The following is a 13,369-nucleotide window of genomic DNA, read 5'->3' as shown; positions in this document are numbered from 1 at the left end:
CATGACCAGCCGCCGCCGTTTCCTAGCGATCAGTGCCGCCGCCATTGCCTTGCCGGGGCAGGGCCGTGCGCAACCGGTCTACACATGGCAGGGTGTGGCCCTTGGTGCCCGGGCCACGCTTCGTCTGGCGCATCCCGATGCCAGGAGGATTAGCGCGCGGGTTACTGCGGAAATCTCGCGGTTGGAAGATGTTTTCAGCCTTTTCCGCAACAACAGCGCCTTGGCGCAGTTGAACAGCGCTGGCGTGCTTCACGCGCCGCCATTTGAATTGCTGGAGTGTCTGTCGCTTGCGGGTGCTGTTCATGAGGCAACCGGCGGCCGGTTCGATCCGACAGTCCAGCCCCTTTGGGCCAGTTTCGCTGACGCATCTGCGCGTGGCACAGTGCCAACGGACACTGAGCAGAGTAAAGCACATGCGCTGACCGGTTGGCAGCATGTAAAATCCAGCGCCGATGCCGTTGCCCTGCAACCCGGAATGGCGTTGACCCTGAATGGAATCGCGCAAGGTTACATCGCGGATCGTGTTGCTGTGATGCTGGATGGCGAAGGATTGACCAATATTCTGATTGATACCGGTGAAATTCGTGCGCTTGGTGGGCATCCCGATGGCCGTCCCTGGCCTGTCAAACTCTCGGCTGGTGGGGAAGTGCCGCTTGCCACGCGGGCTCTTGCAACCTCAGCGCCGCTTGGCACAACTTTTGATCAAGCTGCGTCTGTCGGTCATATCCTCGACCCACGCACGGGCCGGCCATCGCAGGCAAAATGGCGTGAGATCTCTGTGTCAGCAACTTCCGCTGCGCTTGCCGATGCCCTGTCGACGGCGGCCTGCCTGTTGCAAACGCGTGATGAGATTGATTTTTGTCTTGCCCGATTTCAGGACGTAAAACTTGAAGCGATTTCAACTATCTGAGGGTGGCTGAAGCGCTCAAGCCTGACGTGTCACGTCAAATTTGGCGCGACTGAGAATCCGGTTGCTATCGTCCACTGTCATGCGAAATGCGCGGTTTTGGTAAATGAAAGTCAACCGCCAGCGCCCCTCATCCTCATCAACCCCTTTTTCGCACCGGGAGGTCATCGCCTGAGATCGCATAAGCGTTTGCACCTCGGACGGAGCGATACCGAAGGCCTGAGCAAGTATCTCCGCGTCTACCACGAAGCCATCATCGCCAAATTCAACGGAGGTCATGAGGCGTTTTCCAAGGATCGGTGGCGACGGCAACTTTTGCGGTATCCGAAGGGGCCGTGACAGATAGTCTGGCATTTGCCAGACACATCCTTATTTCGGATATCGGGGTCAGGCTGCGTCGATTTGACTGGTAAGCAAAGACCACATTCGCTGTCTGAGATCAGGCGCATTTAGCTTCCTGTGATTTTAATAGGCATTTACAGTACCTATTAACAGGTTTACTCATTAACGCAACAGAATTGACCAAAAGCTGCCGCCTGAACGACGGTTGATAGTTCTGCAAAAGCTCTGAATGTGTTGGGCCGTGATCTATGAGTAATTTGGCGGATCCCCACCGGTCTTTATCAGAACTACTGGCGGGGAAGCGACAGGCCTATTGCTCCATCTTAAGTGTCAGAGGCAATGCAATGAATAATCCAGTACCAACCGGCGGGTATGCTTCACAGATGGCTGATTTGCGTGCCAATGGCAGCCGATCTGGATACGGCGGCGGCTGTTTTGCCCGAAAACTGGCGGTGTTTTCAATACGCCCCTGCACCTTTGGGGTTGGGCTCCAATCGGGGGCGTCATGAGCAGTACCTCCGCACAAATGCGCGCCTGGCGCGGACCGGCAATCCTTACCTTTGGCTTTCGTCCGTTCTTTTTCGGGGCCGCCGTGTGGGCAACCCTTTCGATGGCGCTTTGGTTGCTGATGCTTTCCGGGATGATGAGCTTACCTACGGCATTTGACCCGGTGTCGTGGCATGCCCACGAGTTCCTGTTTGGATACCTCTCTGCTGTTGTTGCAGGTTTCCTTTTGACGGCGGTGCCGAATTGGACCGGGCGATTGCCGATCATTGGCTGGCCGCTCGGGGTGCTCTTTGGGCTGTGGGTTGCGGGTCGCATCGGCGTGGCCGTTTCGGCCAACCTGTCGCCCTTGGTGGTCGCGTTCGTGGATATTGCTTTCCCTGTGACCATGGGGCTTGTGATCGCGCGCGAGATTGTCGCGGGAAAAAATTGGCGCAACCTGATCGTGCTGGGCATGCTGGCTGTTTTCACGTTCGGAAATGCGCTGTTTCATTTGGAAGCGGCTGGGTCGGCCGATCCCGTAGCGGGCTATGGGCTGCGCATTGGCCTTGGTGCCGGCGTGATGATGATCGGCTTGATTGGCGGGCGGATCGTGCCGTCATTCACCCGCAATTGGCTGGTCAGACGAGGCAGCGGTCGTCTGCCCTCGCCGCCCATGCAACGGTTCGACAAAGCATCGCTATTGGTGCTTTTGGTGGCACTATTTTCTTGGGTTCTGGCCCCCACCCATTCGGTAAGCGGAGCCTTTCTTTTATTGGCGGGGACCCTGCACATCATCCGGCTGGTGCGATGGGCGGGATACCGGACGGGTTCAGAACCATTGGTAGCGGTGCTGCACATCGGATATGGTTTTCTGCCACTGGGCGCGCTGGCGATTGGCGCAGAAATCTTTTGGCCCGGTAGTTTTGGGTCGGCAGCGGCGCAACATCTATGGATGGCCGGTACCGTCGCGGTGATGACATTGGCGGTAATGACCCGCGCCACACTTGGCCATACCGGCCAGCCGTTAACGGCAGGGCCTGCGACAGTTGGCATATATGTGTTTGTGCTTATCGCGGTCCTGTCCCGTCTAGGGGCGGGGCTGTGGCCATCAGCGGCGGCGTGGCTTCACGCACTGGCGGGGCTTGGGTGGATCGCGGCCTTTGGTGGGTTCTCTTTGGTGTACGGTCGTCTGTTGCTGACCCTGCCGGCGGACAAACAAAGCGGAGGATAAGCGACCCGACACAAGGTGGTTCTGTACTATTTAAATCGGGTTGGTTCCCCGACGTCGTGCCGCGCATTTAAGGCGATTGCGGTGGGTCAGGGGAATTGAACCATCTGCAGGAAAGCTCAGGCCCGGTCAGTTGTTTTTGCAGCGATACCGATTTCTAGAGAACGAAGGAGGCAAGAAGGCTATGGTTGAACATTCGACGCGCAGCTGGACATTAAAATTGGCGGCAGGTGTCGCCATAGTGTTTGGCACCCTGACAATTCTTTCTGGCGGTCAAGCGCTGTTTGGAAGTGTCGCAATGCGGGACGCGGTTGGGGATGCCGTTCCGTTTGTGCTCTGGTTCAATTTCCTTTCTGGTTTCTTTTACATTTTGACGGGCATCGGCATTGCGATGGGCCGACGCTGGGCAGCCCGGATGGCAGTGTACATCGCGTTGGCAATAGCTGCGGTTTTCGCGCTGTTCGGTTTGCATATCTTGCAAGGTGGCGCATTTGAAATGCGCACCGTCGGTGCCATGACTTTACGTCTGATTGTGTGGATCATCGTAGCGACGGTCGCGGTCCGGAATTTGCCCGTGGTGCGTTAGCGTCTGGAGATGTCTGTTGACATACCTCTTGATGCTTGGAGGATAGATGCGGATTAATCGAACGCTGCATCTTTTGCCGCTGAATGAAAAAAAACTGAACTGCAAATCTTTGCGCTAAATCAAAGAAATCGGGTCCCGCCAAACATAGACAGGTGGTCGAAGGTGCCTGCCCCTCGGGATGGTCGCGCTGATTTTTCTGTGCTGCTCGTGCCGTGCGCATCGAGTTTTCGCTGAACCAAAGGATCCAATGATGGACACTGTGTTTGCCCGCTACGCCAGCCGCCCGGCACCGCGTTATACCAGCTATCCTACAGCGCCCCATTTCCAAAAGGATTTCGCGGAAACGCGCTATCGCGACTGGCTTTCGAAACTCGACAGGGACGACCCGGTGTCCCTTTACCTGCATGTCCCGTTCTGCCGCCAGATGTGCTGGTACTGCGGATGCAACATGAAGCTGGCATCCCGCTATGGGCCAGTGGGGGAATATGCGAAGACCTTGCGGCAGGAAATAGATCTGACCGCCCGCGCTTTGCCGGGACGGATGACTGTTTCGCATCTTCATTGGGGCGGCGGGACGCCCACGGCGTTAAGCCCCGATGACCTGCAATCCCTCATGGAGGACGTACGCGCGCTGTGGGATTTTGCGCAGGATGCAGAGATTGCCATCGAAAGCGACCCTCGTACCCTTACCGCAGAGATGGCTGATCGCATCGGTGCATTGGGTTTTAACCGGGCCAGCTTTGGCGTGCAGGAATTCGACATCCAGGTGCAAAACGCCATCAACCGCGTGCAACCTCCTGACATGGTTCAAAGGTCTGTCGAACAATTGCGCGCTGCGGGGGTGTCGGGTATCAACTTTGATCTGATCTACGGCCTGCCGCATCAGACGGTTGCAAGCATCGTGAAGACGGTCCGGCTGTGTGCCGCCATGCGGCCGGACCGCGTGGCCCTCTTTGGGTATGCTCATGTACCTTGGATGGCCAAGAACCAGCGGATGATCGAGAACGACGCACTGCCCGGTTCCGCCGCCCGTGCGGCACAGGCCAGTGCAGCGGCCCAAGCGCTGGTTGCAGAAGGATACGTAGCCATTGGCCTTGATCACTTTGCTTTGCCCGACGACGCACTTTCGGTGGCGTCCCGCACTGGACAATTGCATCGCAATTTTCAGGGTTACACAACCGATCGCGCTCAGACGATGATTGGCATGGGGGCGACCTCAATCGGCAGAACGCCGTCGGGATATGTGCAAAACTTCGTGGAAACGGGTGCGTGGGCACGCGCTGTGACCGCGGGGTTATTGCCTGTTGCCAAGGGCTTGCCACTGACAGAAGACGACCGTTTGCGTGCTGAGGTGATCGAGCGGCTGATGTGTGACTGTCATGTCGATGCAGCCACAATAGGTCGGCAGTATGGTGCACCTGAGCGTTGGTGGGCTCCAGAATTCGAAACGCTACAAGAGATGGAAGCCGATGGTTTGCTCATCCTGTCCGAAGGCAAGATACGGATGACGCCGCAGGGTCGCCCCCTGGTGCGCATCGCGGCAGCAGCATTTGATGCTTATCTTCAATCCAGCAGCGCGCGCCATTCTGTAGCTGTCTAAGGCTTACTTGCTGGCCCCTGAATCAGGCGAAGGCTGCGGAAGTTTTTCCCTTCAATGTTCGCGCAGATGAGAACGGCACCACGGCCTGTTGGCAATGGTTTTGGTAACAGAAAGAGCGCGTCAATCGTTGCCCAACCGCGGAACGTTTTACACGTCCTTGAGCAACTCACCTATCTCAGTCGCGGTCAAAACCCGTCCAGAAGCCACAACTTTTTCGTCGATGACCAATCCGGGCGTGGACATTACACCATAGCCCGCGATTGCGACAACATCGGTAACCTTTTCGATCTCAAAATCGATTCCTGCAGATTGTGCCGCAGCCTGTGCGTTGTCGGCCAAAGCCACACACTTTTTGCAACCGGACCCTAGAATCTTGATGTGCATCGTCATTCTCCCTTTCAAATGAGCAGATGGGTGGTGCTGTTAAAAAGATACCCGATCACAACGATGCCAACTGTTACGATGCCAACAAAAATGACCAGCAACGGCATTTTCACAACCCGTTTGAGCATGATCATCGACGGCAATGACAGCGCTGTGACCGACATCATAAAGGCAAGCGCGGTCCCCACACCGACACCTTTGAGAACGAGTGCTTCGGCGATCGGCAGCGTTCCAAAGATATCGGCATACATCGGCACGCCAGCCAAAGTCGCGACAACGACCGACCACCATCGGTCTTGGCCCAAGGTTGCAGTGATGAAACTTTCGGGAATCCAGTTGTGGATTGCTGCCCCGATACCCACACCGATCAGGACAAAAAGCCAGACCCGATGCACGATATCCAATACCTGATCACGCGCGTAAATCAGCCGTTCCCGGCGGCTGATCTGACCGTCATTGTCGTGATCGGTGACCGGGCTCTGGAACACAAATGCTTCGACCTGATTTTCTAATCTAAGGTGACCGATCAACGTGCCGCCCAGAACCGCCAGAATCAATCCAACGGCGACGTAACTCAAGGCAATGGTCCAGTTAAAGATGCTTGCAAGCAAGATCACAGAGGCAAGATCAACCAACGGCGATGAAATGAGAAAGGAAAACGTCACCGAAAGCGACAGTCCTGCGCTGGTAAAGCCGATGAACAGGGGAATAGATGAGCAAGAGCAGAACGGCGTAAGGGTGCCCAGAAGGGCCGCAAGTGTATTGGCCCCCAATCCCTGTCGTTGCCCAAGGATGCGGCGTGTCCGTTCGGGCGGGAAATAGCTTTGCACATATGAAATGGCGAAGATGAGAAACGACAATAAAATGAATATTTTAACGACGTCGTAAATGAAGAAATGGAAGCTGCCGGCGACCCGACTGGTCATTTCCATGCCCAGACCATCGCGCAAAATCCAAGTGACCAGATCCGATAGCCACTCCATGCGCAGCAATTGGTCATTTAACCAGGTAAACAGATCTCTCAATGGATGGATTTCCTCGATAGGTTTTTGTGTCGCCTGTTTCGGTAATCTAAGCTGCACGGAAGCGGGTGATATGACATCGATCAATTGGGGCGATCAATCGCATGCAATCTCGCGTTGTTGCATTGCCCCAAAAATCGCACCGATCCCACCACCACGATCATCGCCCTCATTCTGGATGGTGTGGGGGGGCATCACGTATTGATTTATTTATACTTTCCATCGGAAAGGTGGTAAAAATTTCATATTCCAAGTCGAGCAAAATGGCGGGTTGATGTGAATGTAGATACTGGTGGCGACAAGCAAAAACTGCTGGTGGACGGACTGCACCGCATTTGCACAGCACAGCAGACCCTTGATCGCATTTTACCGATCAAACATGAGTTTGGAATTACCCGCCTCGCCAATGTAACAGGACTTGATCGGATCGGATTGCCGGTCGCACTGGCCATCCGCCCCAATGCGCGCTCCATTGCGGTTTCTCAGGGAAAGGGTTCGACACTTGCGCTGGCCAAGGTCTCGGCGCTGATGGAAGCGGTGGAAATCTGGCATGCGGAACATTTTGACCAGCCGGTCTTTTTTGCGAGTGTTCAAGACCTGTCAAAGCATCATGCATTCATCGATCTGGATCGGCTTCCGCGTATCCGGGCGCGGGCACCGGGTCGCACGGAGCGTTTGCATTGGGTCTATGGGACTGATCTCATGAGCGATCGAAATGTGCTTGTCCCGCTCGAAATGGTGCATGCGAATTACACCCATCCGCTGTCGCCAGACACTGGTTTCTTCCCGGCGAGCACCAATGGTCTGGCGTCCGGCAACAACAGGCTTGAAGCGATATGCCACGCTATCTGCGAGGTGATCGAACGTGACGCGCTGGCGTTGTGGCATCACTGGCCTGCCCATGCACAGCGGGCGTCACAGCTGGATATCACCTCGATTGATGATCCGCTTTGTCTGATTGCCTTAAAGAAGTTCGAGAATGCCGGGCTGGACTGTTTCGTGTGGAATGTGACGTCTGATGTCGCGGTGGCGACATTCATGTGTGTCATTTGTGACCCTCAGGCTGAGACAAGCCACCTTGGGTTGGGATCAGGGACACATCCAGACCGCGCAGTTGCCCTGCAAAGGGCGCTCAACGAAGCAGCGCAGACCCGGTTGAATTATATCACCGGTGCCCGCGAAGACCTGTCTTTTGAGGAATACAGCACGTCGGGCAGGGACCAGAAGATGGCCGGTTTCAACGTTGAACAGGATGGAAAGAGGGCCTTGCAGCGATTTGATGATGTCCCGACATCGGTAAATGCTGATCTGGAAAGCGATCTTTCTTGGCTTGAGAAATGCTTGCGCGATGCCGGGGTCGAAGAGATCGCGGTTGTCGATCTTGAGCGCAAGGAATTTGAGATCGCGGTTGTGCGGGTCATCATCCCGGGGCTTGAGGCACCGCATGACGATGACAGTTATGTTGCCGGGGATCGCGCGCTTAACGCAAATGGAAAGGGCCGGTTGCGATGATCATATTCGCAGGTCCGTCGCTGGCCAATGTGACGCTGCCGGGTACAGGAATTATCGAAATTCGGCCACCGGTTCGGCAAGGTGACGTCTATCTTGCCACGTTGGAAGCGCCGTCCGCCATCGGGATCATCGACGGCTATTTCGACGGTGTGCCGTCCGTGTGGCACAAAGAAATCCTCTGGGCGATGTCGCAAGGCATTGCCGTGCTTGGCGCGTCAAGCATGGGTGCACTGCGCGCTACGGAACTTGACGCGTTCGGTATGATCGGCATCGGTTCAATTTACGGCGATTATCGTGACGGAGTGCTGGAAGACGACGATGAAGTGGCGTTGACACATGGGCCAGAGGAATTTGGTTTTGCACCGCTGAGTGTCGCGATGGTCAATCTGCGGGCAACGCTCTCGGCGGCGGTGCTTGCAGAAGTGATTACACAACATCAGGCTGATGCGGTGATCGACCATGCCAAGGCGATCTTTTTCAAAGACCGGACTTGGGAAAGGGTTTTGCGTGATCCGGAAGTGGCTGAACTGTGGCCGGACAATAGTCAAAACCTGTTGGACTGGATCGCAGAAAACGAGGTCGATCAGAAACGTGATGATGCCTGCCTGCTTTTGGATCGAATGGTTACGGGCCAATTCAAAAAGCCAGTACCAAATTTTCATTTCGAACAGACGGATCTTTGGGTTCATTCCACCCAGATATGGCAAGACCGGCGCAAAGAGCAAGAACCGCCAAAGGTCGGGGGCTATCGTTTGTTGGGGGACACCAACTTTTTTAGCTGATTACTTTTTGCTATGCTAATCTATGGCCTAGGATACGAAGCGCGAGATGCAGAAAGGGTCGAATACATGCAAGGCACGCGGTTCCGACTGTTCCCTCAGCCGCAATTTTTGAAAGACTTTGTGGAGCCGGAAACGGTGATGGTCTCCTCGGTTGCAGGAAGTCTTGGGCCGGGACCTTCTGATGACCGGATGTATGCGATTTTTCCCATTGGCAAGACCGAGCCTTACGGCATTGCGCCTGATGGCTCGGCGGTACTGACGCCTGCATGGCAGGGAGCCATAGAAGAACCGGCATATCCGGACGCAGAGGGTAATTTTGACTATCTGGAACCCGGCACACCGCAATTCGAAACGGCGCACCTCTTTGGCACGGTGCGGTTCGTGATGGACATCTGGGAAGGCTATTTCGGCCGTGAAATTCCCTGGCAAAGTGATGGCACGTATGACCGGGTCGAGCTTACCATCCTGCCGTCGTTGGAAAACGCCTATTCGGGTTTTGGATTTCTGGAAATGGGAGGCGATCGCAGCGATGGTGGATATACGCCCTTCAGCCTTAATTTCGATGTGATTGCCCATGAAGTGGGGCATGCCTTTATCTATTCAGAAGTGGGTGTCCCTGATCCCAACAACGTGACCGGAGAGTATTTTGGGTTTCATGAAAGTGCCGCAGATCTTGTCGCCTTGATTTCATCCCTGCATTTCAATTCTCTGGTCGATCTGTTGCTCGAACAGACACGTGGGAATCTTTATACGTTGAATGCGGCAAGCCGGATTGCCGAGTTGTCTGAGAACAAGCAGATCAGGGTGGCCGCTAATGATTCTCGTTTGAGTGAATTTGCCGAGGGCTGGATCAAGGAACACCATTTGGCGCAACCGCTTACCGGTGCATTCTTTGATATTTTCGTAGATATCTTTCACGAAATGCTGCTGGATTACGATGCCATTACGCCGGAGCTTGAAGACATGTCAGATCAGTTGCTGGCAACGCCTGAATACGCAACCGTGATGCAGGAAATGTTCGATGAGGCTTTTGCTGCTAATCCGGAGGCATTCAAACTGGCGCTGATTGATGCGCGCGACATATTGGGGACCTACCTTGCCGATACGTGGAAGGAATTGAAAAACGCCGATCTCAATTTCGTTGACGTGGCAGATTTGTTTATCGAGGTCGATTTCAGACATACCGGGGGACGATTTGAACGGCTGATCCGAGGAAACTTTGATATGCGCGATATCGGCTTTGTTGAAGTCGGCCCGCAACTCAAACCACTTGATAAAGGCAGCCACGCAAATTCAGTGCGAACCATGGTGCCAATAGACTAGATGAGATTTTTGCGCTATAATAACAACACTTTAGGTTGAATATTAATCAATTTCTGCTCGAAAAAGGATAAAAGCCATGAAAGAGACGATCCATACGTCCTCAAAAATTGTTATATTTGGTCGTGTCGTCGACGATTTGACCGTGAGCGTCTCAGATGCTGACAAAACGGCGGGTAAGGATCCGAAATTCGCGCGGGCTTATGGTTTTACTTTTGACGGTATTTACTTGGAATTGGCGTCGCCGGTACTGTTTCTGGTCGATGGTAACGGTGAAGAGGCCGATGATATTGCGCTGCCCGGCCCAAATCCGCGCGACAAGAAATTCTATGCCGATCTTCGCGCCTGGATTGTCGACCGCTCTAACGAGACGGTCCGGCTGGATGTCGATTCTGGTAAATTTGAAAATCTACTGCCTGACACCGGGGGCGATGGCGGCGCAGGTGTCTCAGGTGCGCGTGTCTCAGGTGCGCGTGTTTCGGGTGCCCGCGTTTCAGGTGCACGTGTCTCAGGTGCCCGCGTTTCGGGTGCGCGTGTTTCAGGTGCGCGGGTGTCTGGTGCGCGGGGCGATGCCAGCGACTAGACCGACAGGCATCGCATGCCGCCTAGCGCCTTATAGTCCAGCCCGTTTGAGACCATCCAGAAAGTGCTGCAGATCCTCTTTGCATTTGTCAGGTTGGACTGCAGCCCACCGTTCCGCCACAAAATTCGGATGTGCTGTGCGCACGCGGTCAGCCTCATAGCTGGCCTCGTCCATACGTCCTAGAAATGCGTAACTCGCCGCAAGCAGACGCCGCCCTTCAGTCGGATTCTGCATCTTCTGGATCGTTTTGATTGCATCTTCATAGCGCTTGAGATTGAAATACGCCCCACCCAGATGCCAGATATATTGATCCGGATAGAATGGATTAAGCAGCATGGCCTTTTGCAACAGGGTAATCGCCTCTTCTGATCGGCCGCTATGGGCCAATGCGTCCGCCATGTCAGACATTACATTGGCATCATTGGGATTAAGCTTCAAAGCGCGCTCATAAGCATTGATGGCCGCGTCATGCTCCTTGCGATAGAGATGTGCGAAACCCAGTTCACCAAACCCTCGTGCGTCGGATGGATCCAACTCAATCGCCCGACGCGCGAGCATCAGTGCCTCATCCAGCGCAGTGTCGGAATTTTCGGCCCAATCGTAGCGCCATTCCAGATTGAAGGTGCGGGAATGCGCGGCATATGCCCTTGAATATGTTTCGTCGCTGCGCAAAGCCGAGAGAAACATCTCACGCGCTTCTTTCACATCCTGCTGCGTGTACTGGGCAAGATACCTTTCACCTCTAAGCACCGATCCATAGGCCATCAGGTTTGCCGGCGGCAAAAGCCGCGTTCGTTCGCGTTCTGATACCTCGATCTGCGCCGCTGTCGCGGACACGATCACTTGCGTGATCTCGTCCTGCAAATCGAACAGATCTTCTATGTTACGATTGTATTGTTCGCCCCAGATCGTGCGGTTCTGCAGAGCATCCAATAGTTGAATTGTAATCCGCAGACGCGAACCGGCCTTTCTGACAGATCCCTCGACGACGTAGCGGACACCCAACTCGCTCGCCACCTGCTTTGGTGCCTTGACGCGATCGCGGTACATATAAGCAGAATCGCGGGAAATTACGAAAAACTGGTGAAACCGGGACAGACTGGAGGTCACGTCCTCGGTCAAGCCCTCTGCAAACCAATGGTCATCGCTATTGCTGCCCTGAAAACCGAACGGAAGCACAACGATGGACTGGCTTGAGATTGCCCGTTCCCTGTAGTCAACCGATTTGTCGATGTCGCGCCGTAGGCCCGGTGTCATCGCCGCCGAGGTCGGGTTTTCATGCACCTGAAAGACGTCAATGGTCTTACCAATGTTTTTGAAATCCTGCCCACCAAGATATTCATAGCCATACTCAAGGGTGTTGCTGACGTGATCATAGGCCGCGCCGGAAATGCATATCCGCCCGGGATTTGAAAAAGCCTCGATGCGGGCCGCGATGTTGATGCTTTCACCTGAGACATCATCACCGTGGACAAGAACTTCGCCAAGATTGACGCCAAAGCGGAACCATATCTGTTCATCGGAAGGCAGGTCCTTGTTCATGTCTCGGCAAATGTTTTGCATTTTGACCGCGAAAGTGACCGCATCCACTGCGCTTTCAAAGATCATGAAGGCGCTGTCTCCGGCTGACCCCTTCATTTCACCCGAAAATTCACCGATTTCACTTCGGAATATGGCCAGCCTCTCTCTTACCGCGTCGGTGGTTCTCTCCTCGTCGACGCTCATCATCTTGCTGAAATTCGCAATATCCGCAAAAACAATGGCGACGAGACGTCGTTTCTTGCGTTCCGAAGAACGGGGGATGGTCTTGACCTTATTCACCTGTGGATTTCCAACTTGTTTGGTTAAGAATGACGTTGTGGTTTTGCCTCAAATTGTCGAGTACGGATTTCCGCCTTTGGTCCCATTCAGATCTCAGGAGCCCGGCAATCACGACATCTTGCCTTTGACCGTCCGTAAACCAACCTCCCCGAAATCTCCCTTCTTCCTCAAAGCCCAACGACGACAGCGTGGACCGCGTCCCTAAGTTATCTTCTCTATAAAATGTTGTCAGCCTGAACAACCGAAGCTGCCTGAAGGCCAGATCCAAAAGGCTGATTGACATCGCTGTTGCAAGACCTTTCTTGCGAAACTGCGGCCCCACGAAACAGGGTACAATTGCGTCGCCGTGGATGTAATTGACTGCTTCCAACCCAGCGATACCGGCGGGCTGGCCATCCGCACTGACCGCAACGAACCAAAACGCACCCGGTATCGCCGCATACTCCAGCGATTTTCGCCAGCTTTCTCGCAGCGCTTCTTCATTTTTGGGAACAGGCATATTCCGCTCAAACATCGCCACGTCATTAAAGTCCAAAAACCATTCCGCGAACGTCGAAATATCGTCCAAAGACATAGGTCGAAAGGTGAAGAAATTTTTAATCTCATTTGAAGTCATGCTAATATTCCCTTGTCGTTTCCGATTAAATGTCAGCAGTGCAACCGAGCCAACGAAAAAGATTGGGTCGCCACTTTTATGGCATTCGAACAATTACTTTTCAGAATATCCGTTCAGTATATCAAATCATGCGCACAGATACCAACATTCTTGGTGGCCACCTGATACGCGTGCAGAACG

14 protein-coding genes are annotated in these 13,369 nt (G+C 54.2%); 9 read left to right on the top strand and 5 right to left on the bottom strand.

Translation table 11 applies throughout. From position 1 onward, the window contains the following. The first annotated feature begins 1 nt into the window (after position 1). Positions 2 to 910 carry an FAD:protein FMN transferase gene (locus ACEWL3_RS11100; protein WP_386181610.1) on the top strand — a complete coding sequence of 303 codons (909 nt, stop codon included), beginning with the start codon at positions 2 to 4 and terminating at the stop codon, positions 908 to 910. 15 nt (positions 911 to 925) lie between these two features. Here ACEWL3_RS11100 and ACEWL3_RS11095 read toward each other — a convergent pair whose 3' ends face one another. Next, the gene (locus tag ACEWL3_RS11095; RefSeq protein ID WP_435000880.1) at positions 926 to 1,186 is read right to left on the bottom strand and encodes a DUF6522 family protein; all 261 of its coding nucleotides are present in this window, start codon (positions 1,184 to 1,186) and stop codon (positions 926 to 928) included. A gap of 407 nt (positions 1,187 to 1,593) precedes the next feature. Here ACEWL3_RS11095 and ACEWL3_RS11090 point away from each other — a divergent pair, with 407 nt between their 5' ends. From ACEWL3_RS11090 to hemN, 4 genes are all read left to right on the top strand, one after another. Continuing rightward, positions 1,594 to 1,758, top strand: coding sequence for a hypothetical protein (locus ACEWL3_RS11090; protein WP_435000879.1), 165 nt, complete (start codon positions 1,594 to 1,596; stop codon positions 1,756 to 1,758). Then, entirely contained in the window at positions 1,755 to 2,966 is a 1,212-nt protein-coding gene (locus ACEWL3_RS11085) for an NnrS family protein (RefSeq protein ID WP_386181616.1), read from the top strand. Before ACEWL3_RS11090 ends, ACEWL3_RS11085 begins: the two co-directional genes overlap by 4 nt. Positions 2,967 to 3,147: 181 nt before the next feature. Further along, a complete protein-coding gene (locus ACEWL3_RS11080) occupies positions 3,148 to 3,549 on the top strand; it encodes a hypothetical protein (RefSeq protein ID WP_386181619.1) in 402 nt (133 codons plus the stop codon). 247 nt (positions 3,550 to 3,796) lie between these two features. Continuing rightward, positions 3,797 to 5,149, top strand: a complete 1,353-nt coding sequence (hemN, locus tag ACEWL3_RS11075) for an oxygen-independent coproporphyrinogen III oxidase (RefSeq protein ID WP_386181623.1) — start codon at positions 3,797 to 3,799, stop codon at positions 5,147 to 5,149. Positions 5,150 to 5,296: 147 nt separating this feature from the next. Here the strand turns inward: hemN and ACEWL3_RS11070 are convergent, their stop codons facing one another. Together ACEWL3_RS11070 and ACEWL3_RS11065 are read right to left on the bottom strand one after the other, a co-directional pair. Further along, the gene (locus ACEWL3_RS11070) at positions 5,297 to 5,533 is read right to left on the bottom strand and encodes a thioredoxin family protein (RefSeq protein WP_386181626.1); all 237 of its coding nucleotides are present in this window, start codon (positions 5,531 to 5,533) and stop codon (positions 5,297 to 5,299) included. 14 nt (positions 5,534 to 5,547) lie between these two features. Beyond that, the gene (locus tag ACEWL3_RS11065) at positions 5,548 to 6,516 is read right to left on the bottom strand and encodes a permease (protein WP_435000877.1); all 969 of its coding nucleotides are present in this window, start codon (positions 6,514 to 6,516) and stop codon (positions 5,548 to 5,550) included. A gap of 315 nt (positions 6,517 to 6,831) precedes the next feature. On the opposite strand from ACEWL3_RS11065, the gene ACEWL3_RS11060 reads away from it, so the two are divergent. From ACEWL3_RS11060 to ACEWL3_RS11045, 4 genes are all read left to right on the top strand, one after another. Further along, positions 6,832 to 8,067, top strand: a complete 1,236-nt coding sequence (locus ACEWL3_RS11060) for a YcaO-like family protein (RefSeq protein ID WP_386181632.1) — start codon at positions 6,832 to 6,834, stop codon at positions 8,065 to 8,067. Next, positions 8,064 to 8,849, top strand: coding sequence for a TfuA-like protein (locus ACEWL3_RS11055; RefSeq protein WP_386181635.1), 786 nt, complete (start codon positions 8,064 to 8,066; stop codon positions 8,847 to 8,849). The genes ACEWL3_RS11060 and ACEWL3_RS11055 overlap by 4 nt, the downstream gene beginning before the upstream one ends. A 66-nt stretch (positions 8,850 to 8,915) precedes the next feature. After that, positions 8,916 to 10,172 carry a gluzincin family metallopeptidase gene (locus ACEWL3_RS11050; RefSeq protein WP_386181638.1) on the top strand — a complete coding sequence of 419 codons (1,257 nt, stop codon included), beginning with the start codon at positions 8,916 to 8,918 and terminating at the stop codon, positions 10,170 to 10,172. Between the two features lie 76 nt (positions 10,173 to 10,248). Next, the gene (locus ACEWL3_RS11045) at positions 10,249 to 10,752 is read left to right on the top strand and encodes a pentapeptide repeat-containing protein (RefSeq protein WP_386181642.1); all 504 of its coding nucleotides are present in this window, start codon (positions 10,249 to 10,251) and stop codon (positions 10,750 to 10,752) included. A 30-nt stretch (positions 10,753 to 10,782) separates the two neighbouring features. Here the strand turns inward: ACEWL3_RS11045 and ACEWL3_RS11040 are convergent, their stop codons facing one another. Together ACEWL3_RS11040 and ACEWL3_RS11035 are read right to left on the bottom strand one after the other, a co-directional pair. Continuing rightward, positions 10,783 to 12,573 carry a tetratricopeptide repeat protein gene (locus ACEWL3_RS11040; RefSeq protein WP_386181644.1) on the bottom strand — a complete coding sequence of 597 codons (1,791 nt, stop codon included), beginning with the start codon at positions 12,571 to 12,573 and terminating at the stop codon, positions 10,783 to 10,785. After that, complete coding sequence (locus ACEWL3_RS11035; RefSeq protein WP_386181647.1) at positions 12,566 to 13,189, bottom strand: GNAT family N-acetyltransferase; 624 nt, start codon at positions 13,187 to 13,189, stop codon at positions 12,566 to 12,568. The genes ACEWL3_RS11040 and ACEWL3_RS11035 overlap by 8 nt, the downstream gene beginning before the upstream one ends. Positions 13,190 to 13,369: the final 180 nt, after the last annotated feature.

It is taken from the genome of Sulfitobacter sediminivivens, assembly GCF_042611115.2.
Lineage (GTDB): Bacteria > Pseudomonadota > Alphaproteobacteria > Rhodobacterales > Rhodobacteraceae > Sulfitobacter > Sulfitobacter sediminivivens.
The sequence above is the reverse complement of the archived record's forward strand: the minus strand, read 5'-3'. Positions and strand labels throughout refer to the sequence as shown.

Bases quoted from the DNA above. Each gene is read 5' to 3' on its own strand.
- ACEWL3_RS11100 (WP_386181610.1), top strand. From the start codon at position 2: ATGACCAGCCGCCGCCGTTTCCTAGCGATCAGTGCCGCCGCCATTGCC.
- ACEWL3_RS11095 (WP_435000880.1), bottom strand. From the start codon at position 1,186: ATGACCTCCGTTGAATTTGGCGATGATGGCTTCGTGGTAGACGCGGAG.
- ACEWL3_RS11090 (WP_435000879.1), top strand. From the start codon at position 1,594: ATGAATAATCCAGTACCAACCGGCGGGTATGCTTCACAGATGGCTGAT.
- ACEWL3_RS11085 (WP_386181616.1), top strand. From the start codon at position 1,755: ATGAGCAGTACCTCCGCACAAATGCGCGCCTGGCGCGGACCGGCAATC.
- ACEWL3_RS11080 (WP_386181619.1), top strand. From the start codon at position 3,148: ATGGTTGAACATTCGACGCGCAGCTGGACATTAAAATTGGCGGCAGGT.
- hemN (WP_386181623.1), top strand. From the start codon at position 3,797: ATGATGGACACTGTGTTTGCCCGCTACGCCAGCCGCCCGGCACCGCGT.
- ACEWL3_RS11070 (WP_386181626.1), bottom strand. From the start codon at position 5,533: ATGCACATCAAGATTCTAGGGTCCGGTTGCAAAAAGTGTGTGGCTTTG.
- ACEWL3_RS11065 (WP_435000877.1), bottom strand. From the start codon at position 6,516: ATGGAGTGGCTATCGGATCTGGTCACTTGGATTTTGCGCGATGGTCTG.
- ACEWL3_RS11055 (WP_386181635.1), top strand. From the start codon at position 8,064: ATGATCATATTCGCAGGTCCGTCGCTGGCCAATGTGACGCTGCCGGGT.
- ACEWL3_RS11050 (WP_386181638.1), top strand. From the start codon at position 8,916: ATGCAAGGCACGCGGTTCCGACTGTTCCCTCAGCCGCAATTTTTGAAA.
- ACEWL3_RS11045 (WP_386181642.1), top strand. From the start codon at position 10,249: ATGAAAGAGACGATCCATACGTCCTCAAAAATTGTTATATTTGGTCGT.
- ACEWL3_RS11035 (WP_386181647.1), bottom strand. From the start codon at position 13,189: ATGACTTCAAATGAGATTAAAAATTTCTTCACCTTTCGACCTATGTCT.